19 protein-coding genes and 1 pseudogene are annotated in these 13,606 nt (G+C 49.5%); 8 read left to right on the plus strand and 12 right to left on the minus strand.

Annotated elements, in window-relative coordinates; all coding sequences use genetic code 11:
- Positions 1-399 precede the first annotated feature (399 nt).
- The 5 genes from NI20_RS0103245 to NI20_RS0103265 form a co-directional block, all read right to left on the minus strand.
- Entirely contained in the window at positions 400-657 is a 258-nt protein-coding gene (locus tag NI20_RS0103245) for a helix-turn-helix domain-containing protein (RefSeq protein WP_033120016.1), read from the minus strand.
- On the minus strand, positions 638-1,078 hold the full coding sequence (locus NI20_RS0103250; RefSeq protein WP_033120017.1) for an RNA polymerase sigma factor: 441 nt from the start codon (positions 1,076-1,078) through the stop codon (positions 638-640). Before NI20_RS0103250 ends, NI20_RS0103245 begins: the two co-directional genes overlap by 20 nt.
- Positions 1,079-1,566: 488 nt before the next feature.
- Positions 1,567-1,950, minus strand: a complete 384-nt coding sequence (locus NI20_RS14470; protein WP_070470188.1) for a thioredoxin family protein — start codon at positions 1,948-1,950, stop codon at positions 1,567-1,569.
- 31 nt (positions 1,951-1,981) lie between these two features.
- Complete coding sequence (locus tag NI20_RS0103260; protein ID WP_033120019.1) at positions 1,982-2,995, minus strand: permease; 1,014 nt, start codon at positions 2,993-2,995, stop codon at positions 1,982-1,984.
- 84 nt (positions 2,996-3,079) lie between these two features.
- Positions 3,080-3,391, minus strand: a complete 312-nt coding sequence (locus NI20_RS0103265) for a helix-turn-helix transcriptional regulator (RefSeq protein WP_033120020.1) — start codon at positions 3,389-3,391, stop codon at positions 3,080-3,082.
- A 172-nt stretch (positions 3,392-3,563) separates the two neighbouring features.
- Between NI20_RS0103265 and NI20_RS0103270 the strand changes: the two genes are divergently transcribed.
- The 5 genes from NI20_RS0103270 (at position 3,564) to NI20_RS0103285 (ending at position 7,000) form a co-directional block, all read left to right on the plus strand.
- Complete coding sequence (locus NI20_RS0103270) at positions 3,564-3,917, plus strand: helix-turn-helix transcriptional regulator (protein ID WP_033120021.1); 354 nt, start codon at positions 3,564-3,566, stop codon at positions 3,915-3,917.
- 230 nt (positions 3,918-4,147) lie between these two features.
- Positions 4,148-4,477, plus strand: coding sequence for a plasmid mobilization relaxosome protein MobC (gene mobC / locus NI20_RS0103275; RefSeq protein WP_033120022.1), 330 nt, complete (start codon positions 4,148-4,150; stop codon positions 4,475-4,477).
- The gene (locus tag NI20_RS0103280) at positions 4,438-5,787 is read left to right on the plus strand and encodes a relaxase/mobilization nuclease domain-containing protein (protein ID WP_033120023.1); all 1,350 of its coding nucleotides are present in this window, start codon (positions 4,438-4,440) and stop codon (positions 5,785-5,787) included. The genes mobC and NI20_RS0103280 overlap by 40 nt, the downstream gene beginning before the upstream one ends.
- Positions 5,788-6,087: 300 nt before the next feature.
- Positions 6,088-6,801, plus strand: a complete 714-nt coding sequence (locus NI20_RS14965; protein WP_070470201.1) for a geobacillin-26 family protein — start codon at positions 6,088-6,090, stop codon at positions 6,799-6,801.
- A 16-nt stretch (positions 6,802-6,817) separates the two neighbouring features.
- Positions 6,818-7,000 carry a hypothetical protein gene (locus NI20_RS0103285; RefSeq protein ID WP_033120024.1) on the plus strand — a complete coding sequence of 61 codons (183 nt, stop codon included), beginning with the start codon at positions 6,818-6,820 and terminating at the stop codon, positions 6,998-7,000.
- 185 nt (positions 7,001-7,185) lie between these two features.
- Here the strand turns inward: NI20_RS0103285 and NI20_RS0103290 are convergent, their stop codons facing one another.
- From NI20_RS0103290 to NI20_RS0103305, 4 genes and pseudogenes are all read right to left on the minus strand, one after another.
- Positions 7,186-7,551: a cysteine-rich VLP domain-containing protein gene (locus NI20_RS0103290; protein ID WP_033120025.1), complete on the minus strand. Its 366-nt coding sequence runs from the start codon at positions 7,549-7,551 to the stop codon at positions 7,186-7,188.
- On the minus strand, positions 7,548-7,754 hold the full coding sequence (locus tag NI20_RS0103295; RefSeq protein ID WP_033120026.1) for a transposon-transfer assisting family protein: 207 nt from the start codon (positions 7,752-7,754) through the stop codon (positions 7,548-7,550). Before NI20_RS0103295 ends, NI20_RS0103290 begins: the two co-directional genes overlap by 4 nt.
- Positions 7,755-7,756: 2 nt before the next feature.
- Positions 7,757-8,629, minus strand: a pseudogene (locus NI20_RS0103300) (hypothetical protein); the annotation flags it as partial.
- 157 nt (positions 8,630-8,786) lie between these two features.
- A complete protein-coding gene (locus NI20_RS0103305) occupies positions 8,787-9,149 on the minus strand; it encodes a hypothetical protein (protein WP_002584990.1) in 363 nt (120 codons plus the stop codon).
- Between the two features lie 377 nt (positions 9,150-9,526).
- On the opposite strand from NI20_RS0103305, the gene NI20_RS0103310 reads away from it, so the two are divergent.
- Positions 9,527-10,900 (plus strand): MATE family efflux transporter, encoded by a 1,374-nt coding sequence (locus NI20_RS0103310; protein ID WP_033120027.1) that lies wholly within the window; start codon positions 9,527-9,529, stop codon positions 10,898-10,900.
- A 223-nt stretch (positions 10,901-11,123) separates the two neighbouring features.
- Here the strand turns inward: NI20_RS0103310 and NI20_RS0103315 are convergent, their stop codons facing one another.
- A complete protein-coding gene (locus tag NI20_RS0103315) occupies positions 11,124-11,531 on the minus strand; it encodes a hypothetical protein (RefSeq protein WP_033120028.1) in 408 nt (135 codons plus the stop codon).
- 169 nt (positions 11,532-11,700) lie between these two features.
- Between NI20_RS0103315 and NI20_RS14020 the strand changes: the two genes are divergently transcribed.
- Entirely contained in the window at positions 11,701-12,123 is a 423-nt protein-coding gene (locus tag NI20_RS14020) for a DUF1934 domain-containing protein (protein ID WP_052084401.1), read from the plus strand.
- Between the two features lie 31 nt (positions 12,124-12,154).
- Here NI20_RS14020 and NI20_RS0103325 read toward each other — a convergent pair whose 3' ends face one another.
- Together NI20_RS0103325 and NI20_RS0103330 are read right to left on the minus strand one after the other, a co-directional pair.
- Complete coding sequence (locus NI20_RS0103325; RefSeq protein ID WP_033120029.1) at positions 12,155-12,676, minus strand: spore maturation protein; 522 nt, start codon at positions 12,674-12,676, stop codon at positions 12,155-12,157.
- A 4-nt stretch (positions 12,677-12,680) separates the two neighbouring features.
- The gene (locus NI20_RS0103330; RefSeq protein WP_033120030.1) at positions 12,681-13,259 is read right to left on the minus strand and encodes a spore maturation protein A; all 579 of its coding nucleotides are present in this window, start codon (positions 13,257-13,259) and stop codon (positions 12,681-12,683) included.
- On the opposite strand from NI20_RS0103330, the gene NI20_RS14970 reads away from it, so the two are divergent.
- A complete protein-coding gene (locus tag NI20_RS14970; protein ID WP_156108547.1) occupies positions 13,258-13,539 on the plus strand; it encodes a hypothetical protein in 282 nt (93 codons plus the stop codon). The two genes, NI20_RS0103330 and NI20_RS14970, sit on opposite strands and share 2 nt — an antisense overlap.
- Positions 13,540-13,606 lie beyond the last annotated feature (67 nt).

The raw sequence follows: 13,606 nt of genomic DNA on the forward strand, positions 1-13,606 counted from the left end.
AAAAAGTCAAGTTACAAAAAGTGGGCTTTAACCGGGCGGCTGTTAGCACAACCTCGCGGGAATTGCACCCCTGCTCATTTAAGGCAGCTTTACCCATTGCCTGCGACGCTCTGAACGCTCGGACTGTGGCTGTAAAGGCTTATCTCCCCTCAATGCGTGTTGTCGCCCGCAAGCTGCTAACTTGCTTCCCGTCGCGGTGTTTCTCGCTCGGCTTTTCCCGATAGAGGAATAGCGTCATGGCGCACCCTCCGTATGGCTCGGCGCAAAAAGGACGTACCCGGTTTGCCCTATACTGCGTCGCCGTTATCTTGCGTCGCTTTCTTTGTCAAGGAACATACGGGGCTGCTGCGGATTGATACGAAACGGAAAAGGGGTTAAGACGTTTCGGTATCGGTGCAGTTATTCAACCCTAAATGTGAGGATTGCCCTCATTAGTCTTGCTTGCAGCCGTTGGCGAATATCCTCGTCAACGCCAAAATAGACGTTTCCGCGCTCGTCGCAGAGCTTCCGCATGGAAAGGCTCGCTATGTAACCACTAAAATGCTGCAAGACAATTTTCATAGCGTCCGGGTCGCCCTTTGTCGCTGCCACAATGACAGGATAGGGAACAAGGGCAACGTCCGGGAAGTCAGATTGTTTACCATTCGTCCCATTCATCAGCGTGTTCCTCCAAATATTTCTTCAAGATTTCAAAAGAGCTTGTCCGTCTGTACTGTATCGTGCTGCGCGACGTATTGAATAACTTTCCAATCTCCACGTCGGTCATGCCCTCGAAATAGTACAGCATGATAGCTTTCCTTTTTTCTTCCGGCAAAGTGCGGATTGCTTCAAGCAGCAGCTTCGGCGTGATTTTCTTTCCTGCCTGCTGATAGCTCGGCTCGGCTTCTTCGTCTTGAAAATACTTATCAAGCGTATAAAGCTGTCGTTCCTCATGCAAGGCAAGGTCGGAAAACGACACTTCCTTTGCTCTGCGACGCCGGATTTCCTCGTGGGCGTTGCAGGCTTCGTTGTGCAGCACCCGTTTACAGAAACTTTGAAAGATACATTGCTTCTGAAATTCCACGCGATTAGGTTCCATGTTCTCACCTCCTTTCGTGTTGAAAGGTGGCGGTACCTCCCCTTTTCGCGGGATAATACAGGCGATTTTTTCAAACGCCGAATGAAAGCGAAACTTTTTTGAAAAAACCTCCCGAAAATGCAAAATGCGCCTGTCTGCAAGATGCAGACAAGCGCAAAGGAATTGTAAGCGGTATTTAGATGATTTGACAGTTCATATATGAGGGTAGAAGTGTTCCCGGCGGCGGTCGGGCTTTTTTTGATAAGCTAAAAGATATGGCGATATAGAAAAAGGACATGGCGATACCTCCTTGATACCGCCGTATCCTCAAAAAAGGGCGACTTTAATACACCCCCCGTTATCTTATTTTTCAAAAAGAAAACGGCGGTTTTGAGTAAATATTTCAAAACCGCCGTTTTATCTGCCTACATTCGGCAGTTTTGTTGTTTTACATAGCATTAAATCGCTATTTGAATTATTGATAATAAGGCGTAAATTTGATATTAAATTTATTTTTCGGAAACGATTTTTTGTAACAGTTTTTGCACGTTTTCTGTTTTCAGCACTTTCCCCGTAGATACTACTTTGTTGTTGACAACAAGAGCAGGTACACTCATAACGCCATATTCCATAACCTTTTTCAAGTCCGTAATATATTCTACTTCTACGGAAATCCCCATTGCTTTAACGGCGGATTGTGTGTTCTCATAAAGAGCATGACAACACCCTGAACCTAATACCTTGATACAGCAAATTCTGCCTTGTATGTCTTGACAACAGTTATTCAAATTTTCCGGTTCAACTGTTTCAGACACGGAACAGTTACCATTGCAAGTACAAACAGGAGCGTTTATTTCTTTTTCTTTCTTCTTTCCAAAACCAAATAATGTCATAATAATTACCTCCAAAAAATTTTATATTCGCTTATATTAACAAGTAAGAAATTGCATTGAAAAAATAGCCTACAAGAATAATTCCTATGGTACAAATTGCAATGAAAACACCAAGCAATTTAGGCTTTACGGCTTTTCGTAACATAATCATAGAGGGCAGCGACAGCGTGGTTACACTCATCATAAAAGACAGGACGACACCAAGTTGAGCGCCTTTTGCAAGCAAGGCTTCTGCAATCGGAATTGTGCCGAAAATATCCGCATACAAGGGAACGCCCACAATCGTCGCAAGGATTACGCCAAAGGGATTACCCGTACCAAGCACTTTGACAATAAAATCTTCGGGTATCCAATTATGGATAAATGCACCGATACCTACGCCAATCAGTACATAGGGGGCAACCTTTTTTGCTGTTGCTAAAACCTGCTCCCATGCGTATTTGATACGGTCTTTGAAGTGTAGTTCTTCCTGCGGAACATCAAGGGTATTTGCATTGCGGATAAAACCCTCAACGTAGTTTTCAAGATGTAATTTCTCAATCAACGTGCCGCCCACAACGGCAATCACTAATCCAAGCACTACATAAAGGACAGCGACTTTCCAACCGAAAATGCTCATAAGAAGCACAAGAGAGCCGAGGTCTACCATAGGGGAAGAAATCAGAAATGAGAACGTAACCCCAAGCGGCAATCCCGCGCTTGTAAATCCGATAAATAGCGGAATGGAAGAACAGGAACAAAACGGCGTTACTGTTCCGAGCAGCGCGGCGATACAGTTTGCACCCACACCATGAAATCTACCAAGTATCTTTTTTGTTCTTTCCGGCGGGAAGTAGCTTTGTATGTAGGATATAATCAAAATCAGCACGCCGAGCAGCACCATGATTTTGATTGTGTCGTAGATGAAAAACTGAACGCTGCCGCCGACTTTCCCGGCGGTATCTAATCCGCAAGCATTCAATAAATCACCTATCAAACGATTGAGCCAACTCATACCCAAAAGTTCGGTTTTGAAGAAATCCCAAATTGACTTTACAGTTTGCATAAACATAGACCTCCTTAAAATCGACACATTGCAATTTGTCAATATATTAGTTTTTGTATAAGCCGCTTGCTGCCTACAAGCGGCTTATTGTTTACAGGAACAATTATCCGAACAACCGGGAGAGAACTCCGTTATTTCGTCCAACAACTCTTTTGCTTTTTGTACTCCTTGCGGGTCAAAGGAATAATGCGTCCATTTGCCCTCTTTACGTCCCCGGACAATTCCTGCGTCGCAAAGTATTTTCATGTGATGTGATAGCGTCGGCTGCCCTATATGCAACTCGTCAAGCAATTCGCAAGCGCATTTTTCCCCGCCTTTGAGTAGCCCTAAAATCGTTAATCTATTCGCATCGCAAAAGGACTTGAAAATCCTTGCGCGTTTCTCATTCTCTGTCAAGCAATTCACCTCCTTGCTCTTGTATTATACCCATCATATCGAAGTTTGTCAATGCGTTTTTGGAAAGTTTACAACCGCTTTTGTATAATCGGCATTATTTAAGCTAACACTATGAACTGTGTAGACATATTCAAAAAGAAAGGAACAGTAAAATGTAGTTGGGTGAATTATTATGGCAAAAAGACCAGTACCTTTGTATGACTTTGCAGCTTTCGGGCAAGCCATAAAAGCAGCGCGGACAGGCAGAAATGAAAGCCGCAAGAAAGTAAGCGACGAAATGAACATTTCCCCTTGCTACCTTGCGAATATTGAAAACAAAGGGCAACAGCCAAGCCTGCAAATCTTTTATGAGCTTGTAACCCGTTATGACATATCCGTAGACCAATTCTTTTTCCCGGATAAGACAGCGGAAAAATCGACGCAAAGGCGGCAGCTCGACACGCTGCTTGACAGCATGAGCGATAAGGGCATACGGATTGTTACCGCAACAGCGAAAGAAATTGCAGAAGTCGAAAACGAAAACTGAATAGGCTTAGGAAGCGTTGTAATCTTTTTGAGATTGCAGCGTTTTTCTTTTGCGTAAGTTTGGCAAAACGGGGCTTTCCGTTGTAGTAGGGAATAAGGAAAAACTTTCATAGCAAGCATAGGAAGCGGGTACCCACTTCCGTATTTTCGCCCTCCTGCGCTGCGGCGCGTCGGTTGAAAATTGCTTGTTGGGAAGTGTCCCAAACCCTCGGAACGGAAAGGAGCGAAAGCATGGACGGGCGCAAAAGGACGGTACAAATCAAATTCAGAGTAACGGAAGCAGAACGGGATTTAATTCTTGAAAAAATGAAGCTCATACCCACCCGGAACATGGCGGCATATCTTAGGAAGATTGCCATTGACGGGTACATCATTCAAGTAGACCATAGCGACATTAAGGCAATGACAGCGGAAATACAGAAAATCGGTGTCAACGTCAATCAGATTGCAAAGCGTGTCAACGCGACGGGCAGCGTCTACCAAGAGGACATAGAGGAAATAAAGGGGGTGCTTGCGGAGATATGGCGGTTACAAAGATTAAGCCTGTTAAAAGCACGTTGAGCAAAGCCCTTGACTATATCCAAAATCCAGATAAGACGGACGGGAAAATGCTTGTGTCCTCTTTCGGCTGCGCCTATGAAACGGCAGACATTGAGTTTGAATATACCCTGTCGCAAGCTCTCCAAAAGGGCAACAATTTAGCCTTTCATTTGATACAGTCCTTTGAGCCGGGGGAAGTGGATTATGAAACCGCCCACAAAATCGGGCAGCAGCTTGCCGACGCAGTAACCAAAGGGCAGCATGAATATGTCTTGACGACGCACATTGACAAAGGACACGTTCATAACCACATTATTTTCTGCGCGGTCAATTTCGTAGACCACCACAAATACAATTCCAATAAGCGCAGCTATTACGGCATACGGAACATGAGCGACAAGCTGTGCCGGGAAAATGGATTGTCTGTTGTCGTTCCCGGCAAAGGGAGTAAGGGAAAGAGCTATGCAGAGTATCAGGCAGAGAAAACGGGAACCAGTTGGAAAGGCAAGCTGAAAATTGCCGTTGACGCACTCATTCCCCAAGTATCAAGTTTTGAGGAACTACTACAACGGCTGCAAGCAGCGGGCTATGAGATAAAACCGGGGAAATATGTATCGTGCCGCGCTCCGGGGCAGGAACGGTTTACCCGCCTTAAAACCCTCGGCGCAGATTATACAGAGGAAGCCATAAGGGAACGGATAAGCGGCAAACGCGCCCGCGCCGGGAAAGCTCCACGCGCAGATCGGGGCGGCGTCAGTCTGCTTATTGATATTGAGAACAGTATCAAAGCAGCGCAGAGCAAAGGTTATGAACAATGGGCGAAAATCCATAATCTGAAACAGGCAGCTAAGACCATGAATTTCTTGACGGAACATAAGATTGAACAGTATGCGGATTTAACGGCAAGGATAGCGGAAATCCAGACAGAGAGCGAACAGGCCGCAGACGCATTGAAGAACGTCGAAAAGCGTCTTACGGATATGGCGGTCTTTATCAAGAATATTTCCACCTACCAAAAGACAAAACCTGTTTATGACGCATACCGTAAGGCAAAGAATAAAGAGAAATACCGCGCCGCACATGAGCGCGATATTATCCTCCATGAAGCCGCTGCAAGGGCTATGAAAGCGGCGGGCGTTACCAAGTTCCCCAACCTCGCTGCGCTGCAATCAGAGTATGAAGCCCTCCAAGCGCAGAAAGAAGCCCTTTACGCCGACTATGGCAAGCTCAAAAAGCAAGTCCGGGAATACGACGTTATCAAGCAGAACATTGACAGTATTTTAAGACAGGACAGAGAGCCGGAACGGGGCAAGGAAACAGAGCGCGGATAAATTATGTTTTGCACAATCATAAGATATTTCTGATATTGATTTATTAGTTCATATAGTGTATACTGTGAGTACATACAAATAAGATTTAGAAAACGAATTGAGAGAGGTGGTAAACGATGATTAAAGTATTATATCCGTCATGTGATTTTATGCGCAAATCGAGTTGCCGCCACTTTCAGTTTTAGAGGCAAAGAATTAAAACCGTAAGTATAGCGCATAATCCAGAGAAATTATTATTGGATTATGCGCTTTATTTTTTGGGAACAAATTTATGGACAGTTAAAGAAAGGACGTATTACTATGAAAAAAATTATAAGTATTCTTTTGGCACTCTCTATGCTTTTCTCGTTAAATACAGTAGCTTTTGCAGCAGAAAGCGGTACAACAGATGAACTGCAAATTGTTGAAGAAAATGGAACAAGAACAGTTTCTCTTAATGATGGTGAATTGACATATATTGTTACATATGATACAGTAAACAATACAATTTGTGTTGCTCAAAAAGATAATAATACTGGTCTTGTTGAGTATGGCACTGTAGAATCTACGGAGATAACTGAAAATTCACTCGTAAGTGCTCGTTCAAAAATTCATCAAGATACTTTTTGTAATTACGAGTATGATATTTATACTGGAAGTCCAAATGAATGGAATTTAGAACGCCCTAAAGAAACTGGCTCTGGACAAAATTATTTTATGGTGTACGAAAATTCCTCGAATAGCAGTCAGTTAGATAGCTGGTTTAATGCTGTCAACTCATTAAATGACAAGGAATGGCAAGCAGTTTCAAGCTACGGTGTCGCTTTAGTCACAAGTGCCGCAGCAGGCTTTATTTCTGGTATGGCAGTTGCAAGTGGTGGAATTTTAACACCGGGAGCGATTACAGCAATCGTAGCAGCGACAGGCGCTACAGGTACAGCGGCAGTATTGCTTACCCAAGTTGGTACACAATGTAATGTTTGTTTAAGAGCATATTGGAATGTGTATAATGCTACAGATAATATGCATTTCTAAATACAGGAGGGAAATAATGAAGTACATGGTAAAAGGAATTGTTTGGATAGTACTTATTACCATTGGTTTGCTTTTGGGTCCACCATTGCTTATAGGATTTGTTTGGTGGAAAGTCCTTATTTTTGGTATTGCTTGTTATCTAATTGGACATGGCGCATATAAACTGTTTAGAGTGATTGACAAACACTATAATACTTAACTCCTATAACAACAAAAAGCCGGGACGCAGACAGTCGGTAAAGACTATCTGCGCCCCGGTTTTCTTATGGGTGCTGTTTTGAAATGTTACGCAATAGAACGCCATTTTAAGGGGAAAAGGTATCAAGTATCGCCTAAGTGGTTTTCACGCTCGGAAAACCATATAAATCCAGGCTGTTTTTGCCCTTACTGCGTAACAAGAGTACGCTTTTTTCTCATGCGCTCGGCTGCCTGTCTACGGGTAATGCGTTTCCGGCAGTCCGGGCAGTATTTGACGCTGTTCGACTTTGAAGCAAAGAACGCGCCGCACTCGGTACAACGCTTTTTATCCTCGGTCTTGAAAAGCTCCGCGTAGAGCAGCTTATCAATGGGAAGTACAGCAGTCAGAAACCATTTGCAAAGAAGCGAATAGGAAATAAGCTGCGGGCAGACACATTCCTCTCCGTCGTCAAGCAAAATGCAGTTTCCGCTATCGCAGTTGCAGCATTCCCGTTTTACAAGGCTGTTGACTTTCCGGCTTTGGGGCGGCGAAAGCCGCTTTAGCCCGGTCATACTTCATCAGCGGCGAAAATAGCAAGCTCCGCATACTCGTTTTCCGTCAGCCCGTCCACTTTGGAAAGGGTGCGCTTTGCCAATTCCCGCATATCTCCGTCCATATACGGCATGGCGGCGTTGATGTTTTCCATAACCTCACGCTTGCCGCCCTCGCTGTAAATGCTCATAAGGTTTGTTTCCTCAACGGTAAATCTATTCATGCTCATACCTCCATTTCATGATTTTTCGATTTTGCCGCCGCCTTTTTCGGGGTGGTCTTTGCTTTGTCTGCTTCAAGCTGCGCCCGAAGAGAGGGGCGGGGCTTCTTTATGCTCCTGTCCCTGTTCTCGTCTTTGCTTATCAGCGCATACACGCCATGCTTGCCCTCCATAGCGGAGAACGAAAGGCTCTTATACGGCAGCATGGAAAACAGGCGATCCATGTCCTTATCCGTTGCAAGCCGGAGAAAATACGGGGAAAGCTCTGCGGAAAAATGGCTTTTGTCCGGGCTGTTCGGCTTATCGAATTTCTTCATTTCCTCCACCACGCGGTGGGCTTCCGTTTCAATCCGGCAGTCATGCAACGCGGCGATATGCTCCTTGAAGTCCCCCGGCCTGTGCTGCTTGCGGCTGTGCTGCTGCTCCCGCAACAAGGCTTTCAGTGCTTCCAGGTCGTTGGGCTGTGCTTCAAAGCGTTCAAACTTCCCAAGCTGCGGGTCTGGGTTCCCGTCAAAATACTGTCCGGCGGGCTGTGAGCGTTCCCCATGCTCATAAATCAAAGTATAGTTGTCGGCGAGTATGGATTTTTCGGCTACATCCCGGAAATGCTGCGGGTAGTCAAGTTCATAGAGGTTGCCTTTGAGCTTTCCGCGCTCTGTGCCTGTCAGTTCCACCGCATAGGCAAGGATTTTGTCACGGGTCTGTTCGCCGTAGAATCTCCATGTATTGTGCTGCCTTGTGTCCTTTAGGAAAACGTCGCGTTCCCGGACGCAGCAAGTCCCGGACGGGCGGGAGAACCACAAGAGCCGTTTATCCTCGGCGACGGGTCTTGCCGCCGCTTCCAGTAAAATCCGTTTATCTATAGAAACGCGATTTTGAGGGTTTAGGTATCAATCCCTTATCCGCTGAAAACCGCGTCCGCAAAGCCGCGTAAATCAAGGGCTTTTTCATGCCTACTGCGTAACAAAGGGCATGAAAAAAGCGGCGTTCCTGTTCTTCCTTGTGGGAAGTGAGAAACGCCGCCTGTGCGGTGCGTTATTCTGCTTCTTCGGCTATGAGGTCTTGTATGACTTCGCCAAAGTCTGCCGTAAAGGAAAAAATGAAGTATTCCAAAACGGCGGGGTCTGCGTCCATAGGCTCGGCTTCCTCGGAAAAGGGCAAGCCCATAAGCCCATAGAGCATTTTTATGATTTTGAACAGCTTCCCCCGGTCGGCGGGGGTGTTCATGGTAACAAGTACGTCGGTCAAGCGGTTTACGGTTTCCATGTCGCCGCCTGTCGTTACCCATACCATTTCTGCGAATGGCTGCGTGATTGCTCCGGTTACAAGGTTTACCTTATCCTTGCTGATTTCGCCGGACGGGAGTATAATACCCTTGTCTAAAAGTACGTTTTTCATGTCGTCCTCCTATAATTTGTGGTGCCAAAATGGTGCCCGGTCTTACAAAATCATCTTATACGGAGATATGGCAAGATAAATGACGATATGCAGAAAACCTTGATTTTAAGCCATTTTCGCGAGGTTTTATAAACACTTGCGCGGGCTTATAAGAAGATTTCCGTCTATCAAATCAATAAAAAATACTGCCGCGCGAAGCTCGGGCGCGAGGCCGTCCAGCTTCCCTCCACCTCGCCGGCCAACGCCAGATGGACGAAGGAAAAGCTTGTCGAGGCCTGGGGCGCGGCACTGAAGCCGTATCTTCATTGACGCGGCGTTGACAAAGAAAGGCAAATAGTTTATGATACAGGCTCAATCGATACGAGGAGTGTGGAACCATGGGCAATCTGGCAGCGCCGGTGCGCGCTGACAAGGAAATGATGTTTACGAACCGCCAGCTCGTCGCGCTGATGTGGCCGCTGCTGCTCGAGCAGCTTCTGGCCATTACAGTGGGTCTTGCCGACTCGCTGATGGTTGCGACCGTCGGCGACGCGGCGATCAGCGCGGTGTCGCTGGTCGATTCGATCAGCAATCTGATGATCTACATTTTCTCGGCGATGGCGACCGGCGGCGCAGCCGTTGCGGGCCAGTACATCGGACAAAGACAGAAGGAGGACGCCTGCAACGCGGGCCAGCAGCTCATCGCGCTGCTCGGCGCGGTGTCGATCTTCTTCGTGGCGCTGCTGTACCTCTTCCGCACGCAGATTTTGACCGTGATGTTCGGCCATATCGAGCCCGACGTCATGGCGGCGACGAACACCTATTATTTATATGTGATGGCGTCCATCCCCGGCATCGCGCTCTACAACGGCGGCGCGGCGCTGTTCCGCACGATGGGCCACAGCGACGTGTCGCTCAAAGTTTCGCTCCTGATGAACAGTATCAACGTGATCGGCAACGCCGTTTTGATCTTTGGCTTCGGTATGGACGTCGCGGGCGTCGCGATCCCGACGCTCGTGTCCCGCACGGTCGCGGCAGTCGTCATCCTCTCGCTGCTCTTCAACCGCAATCTGATGCTGCACCTTTCTGATATCCGCGGCTTCCACCTCAATATGCGCCTGATGAAGAACATCTTCTACATCGGCGTGCCGAGCGGCGTCGAAAACGGCATGTTCCAGCTGGGACGCCTCGTGCTCTTCAGCCTGATCTCGACGTTCGGCACGGCATCGATGGTGGCGAACGCCATCGGCAACACCATCGCAAACTTCAACTGCTTTGCCGGTCAGGCCATCAACTTGGGCCTTGCCGCGGTTGTGAGCCAGTGCGTCGGCGCGGGCGAATTTGATCAGGCACGCGCGTATCTCAGAAAAATTGTCAAGTGGACCTACGGCATCATGGCAGTCGTCAACCTGACGATCATCGCATTGCTGCCGCTCATCATGCGCGTCTACAACGTTTCTCCCGAGGCGGAGAAGCTCGCCGTCACGGTCACGCTGATCCACGGCATCTCATCCATCTTCATCTGGGTACCGGCGTTTATGGTGCCGGGCTTCCTGCGCGCGGCGGGCGACGCGAAGTTCACGATGCTCGCCAGCATGCTGACGATGTGGGTCGTGCGCGTGATGCTTGCGTATGTGCTGGGCAAATACATGGGCTACGGCGTTATCGGCGTATGGTTCGCGCACGCGATCGTGGACTGGTCGGTGCGCAGTGTCATCTTTTTCCTGCGCTACCGCAGCGGCAAGTGGGAGACGATGGGGATCAAGACGTGATTATTTTTTAAGGATGCCGTTGGCATCCTTAAAAAATAGGGGATGCGCTCCGCTTCGTGCCTCGCCGCCCGTAGGGCGGTTCGACACGCGCGGAGCGAGAAGAATAAATCGCCACGCACTTGTCGCGGTGATTTATGGATCAAAAACATTTCGCGGCTGCGGCCGCGAAGATAAAGAGGTCTCCGCTTAAAAAGCGGAGACCTCTTTGCCTTCTGTTACACTTTTACATTTCAACGGTGATGTTGTCGGTGCCGTGCTGCTCGAATTCGCCTAAGTACGTGTCCATGCGCTCGCGCAGCTCGTCGACATTTTCGGGCGTGGGCGCGTCACTGTCCATATCGCGCAGGGCAAGCTCCTGAGCGAGAATTTCGAAAAACATCGTATCCTCGTAGGCCATGATGGCCTCGTGGATGCCGCCCTCGGCAAACGCGCGCGAGGGGATCAGTTCGCCCTGATAGGCCTCGACCAGCGGCACCATGCCGTGGGAGAGACAGTTGGCGAATACGGTGCTCTCTACATCGTCGTATTCGCGGATACGGTCGTCGCCGCGGGTGGAGTTCATCACCCAGTTGCCGACGTAGACCAGATCAAGAAGACGGCGGAATTGCTTTTCCGTCAGATCAATTTTCATAGTGACGCCTCCTTTGACGGAACAGAGAATCTGCTTACCGGAGATTATAGCACGCGCTTTTGCATTTTACCATAGCAAAAACAGGGAAACGCACAAAAAATGCAAATGCGCCTTGTGTCCCGCTCTCCGCCGTAGTATGATGACAGAAACAAATGCGAAAGAGGACTGTATGAAAAGAAACGTTTGGCTCACCGTGCACGGCGAGCAGCAATACGAAGGCATGAGCGCCGACAGCTCAGATCTCCGCGTGCGCGGCACGATGGAGGAAACGCGCGACGGCTATCTCCTGCGCTATGAGGAAACGGACGGGGACGGCAAGGTGACCACCGCGACGCGTCTTGCCCTTGCACCGGACTGCATCATTCTGACGCGCACGGGCGAGGTGACGAGCGAGATGGTCTTTGCGGAGGGGAAGGAGCACACCTCATTCTATGCCGTGCCCTACGGAACCTTGCCGGTCGCAGTGAAGGCGGAGTCGGTCAAGTGGAAGCTTGACGAGGACGGCGGGATGCTGGCCCTGCGCTATGCAATTACTATCGGCGGGCAGAGAGGAAAATGCGCCCTGCGCATCCGCGTGAGAACAGAAGAATAAAGGAAAGGGAGCTGCCTACGGCGGCTCCTTTTTACGCGCCCATGAGTAGCCGCACAAAAAACGCGGATGCGAGGAACATCACCGCATCGGCGCAGAGCGCGGCGGGGATAGTATAGCGCGTTTTCGTAATGCCCGCTGCACCGTAATAGACGGCGACGGTGTAGAACGTCGTTTCGCTCGAGCCGAGCATGACCGCCGCAACGCGGCCGATGTAGGAATCGACACCGTAGGAGTCCATGATCTCCGATCCGACAGCCAGCGCGCCGCTGCCGGAGATGGGGCGGATGAAGAGAAGCGGCGCAGTCTCGGCGGGGATGCCGATTCTGTCGAGCGCAGGGGCCAAAAGTGTGCCGAGCGCCTCCATCGCGCCGGACGCACGGAACATGTAGACGGCGGAGAGCAGTGCGATGAGTGACGGCAGAATGTGCAGCAGCACCGTGAGTCCCTCCTCCGCGCCTTTGGTGAGGGCGGAGTAGACGTCGACACGCTTGCCGAGGGCAAAGCAGGCCGTGAAGGTGAGCAGTACGGGCACGATGAGCGTAGAGAGCGCCATAGGTTCAATTCCTCCAGAAGTGGGCGAAGAGCTTTGCGGCAAGGAGCCCTGCGAAGACGGACAGAAGCGACGTCAGCCACACGGCGGGCAGAATGTCGAACGGGTCGGCGGTGCCGAGCGAAGCGCGCACGCCTGCGAGCGTGGTGGGCAACAGTTGAATGGACGCCGTATTCAAAACGACGAGCAGGCACAGCTCATCCGATGCGGTACCCTTGCAGCCGCGGCTCATACGGCAGGCGGCGCGGATGCCGAGCGGCGTGGCCGCGTTGCCAAGGCCTAAAAGATCGGCAGAGAGGTTAGCGGAGATCGCGGCCAGCGTCTCACTGTCGCGGCTCGCGTTCGGCAGGAGCCTCCTGAGCAGCGGGCGGAAGAGGGAAGCGAGGCGGTCGGTGAGATGACACTGGTTCATCACTTCCATCACGCCCGTCCAAAGGCACATCACGCCGCACATCGCCAAACACAGCTCGACCGCGCTCTGCGCGCCCTCGAGCGCGGCAGCGCTGAGCGCATTCAAGTTTCCCGTCAGCGCGCCGAAAATGAGCGAGACTGCCACCATTCCCGTCCAAAGCCAGGCCATTGCCATGTCCATCAACTCCTTTGCCCCTAAATATATCGGCAGGGAGGGGGCAATATGCCGCGTTTTCGTGCCAAAAACGGCATGTTTGCCGCGAAAAGAGGCTGCTAAAAAATTTTTCAAGAAAAAAGTGAAATTTGTCTTGACATGTGCAACGGGATTTGGTACTATATGCAAGTCCGCGATTGGGCACATCCTGCCCTATTTGCGCGATATTGCGATGAACCGGGAGATTGCTCAGGTTTCTGAGGTAACTTTCGGGGAGTATGTCCGAACATCGGGCGGCTGAGAGAATATCTGTACGTTGCGTAGATCGCTGCGCCATGTGTGGACCGGCCGTTTATTCGTGCCGGTTT

It is taken from the genome of Oscillibacter sp. ER4, from assembly GCF_000765235.1.
In the GTDB taxonomy this organism is placed as follows: domain Bacteria; phylum Bacillota; class Clostridia; order Oscillospirales; family Oscillospiraceae; genus Hominicoprocola; species Hominicoprocola fusiformis.

What these genes read in the sequence shown, in the direction of transcription:
- NI20_RS0103250 (WP_033120017.1), bottom strand. Translation starts at nt 1,078, where the DNA reads ATGGAACCTAATCGCGTGGAATTTCAGAAGCAATGTATCTTTCAAAGT.
- NI20_RS0103245 (WP_033120016.1), bottom strand. Translation starts at nt 657, where the DNA reads ATGAATGGGACGAATGGTAAACAATCTGACTTCCCGGACGTTGCCCTT.
- NI20_RS14470 (WP_070470188.1), bottom strand. Translation starts at nt 1,950, where the DNA reads ATGACATTATTTGGTTTTGGAAAGAAGAAAGAAAAAGAAATAAACGCT.
- NI20_RS0103285 (WP_033120024.1), top strand. Translation starts at nt 6,818, where the DNA reads ATGAAGTACATGGTAAAAGGAATTGTTTGGATAGTACTTATTACCATT.
- NI20_RS0103270 (WP_033120021.1), top strand. Translation starts at nt 3,564, where the DNA reads ATGGCAAAAAGACCAGTACCTTTGTATGACTTTGCAGCTTTCGGGCAA.
- NI20_RS0103315 (WP_033120028.1), bottom strand. Translation starts at nt 11,531, where the DNA reads ATGAAAATTGATCTGACGGAAAAGCAATTCCGCCGTCTTCTTGATCTG.
- NI20_RS0103305 (WP_002584990.1), bottom strand. Translation starts at nt 9,149, where the DNA reads ATGAAAAACGTACTTTTAGACAAGGGTATTATACTCCCGTCCGGCGAA.
- NI20_RS14970 (WP_156108547.1), top strand. Translation starts at nt 13,258, where the DNA reads ATGTCCATCAACTCCTTTGCCCCTAAATATATCGGCAGGGAGGGGGCA.
- NI20_RS0103260 (WP_033120019.1), bottom strand. Translation starts at nt 2,995, where the DNA reads ATGCAAACTGTAAAGTCAATTTGGGATTTCTTCAAAACCGAACTTTTG.
- NI20_RS0103325 (WP_033120029.1), bottom strand. Translation starts at nt 12,676, where the DNA reads ATGGCGCTCTCTACGCTCATCGTGCCCGTACTGCTCACCTTCACGGCC.
- NI20_RS0103310 (WP_033120027.1), top strand. Translation starts at nt 9,527, where the DNA reads ATGGGCAATCTGGCAGCGCCGGTGCGCGCTGACAAGGAAATGATGTTT.
- NI20_RS14020 (WP_052084401.1), top strand. Translation starts at nt 11,701, where the DNA reads ATGAAAAGAAACGTTTGGCTCACCGTGCACGGCGAGCAGCAATACGAA.
- NI20_RS0103330 (WP_033120030.1), bottom strand. Translation starts at nt 13,259, where the DNA reads ATGGCAATGGCCTGGCTTTGGACGGGAATGGTGGCAGTCTCGCTCATT.
- NI20_RS0103295 (WP_033120026.1), bottom strand. Translation starts at nt 7,754, where the DNA reads ATGAATAGATTTACCGTTGAGGAAACAAACCTTATGAGCATTTACAGC.
- NI20_RS14965 (WP_070470201.1), top strand. Translation starts at nt 6,088, where the DNA reads ATGAAAAAAATTATAAGTATTCTTTTGGCACTCTCTATGCTTTTCTCG.
- mobC (WP_033120022.1), top strand. Translation starts at nt 4,148, where the DNA reads ATGGACGGGCGCAAAAGGACGGTACAAATCAAATTCAGAGTAACGGAA.
- NI20_RS0103290 (WP_033120025.1), bottom strand. Translation starts at nt 7,551, where the DNA reads ATGACCGGGCTAAAGCGGCTTTCGCCGCCCCAAAGCCGGAAAGTCAAC.
- NI20_RS0103280 (WP_033120023.1), top strand. Translation starts at nt 4,438, where the DNA reads ATGGCGGTTACAAAGATTAAGCCTGTTAAAAGCACGTTGAGCAAAGCC.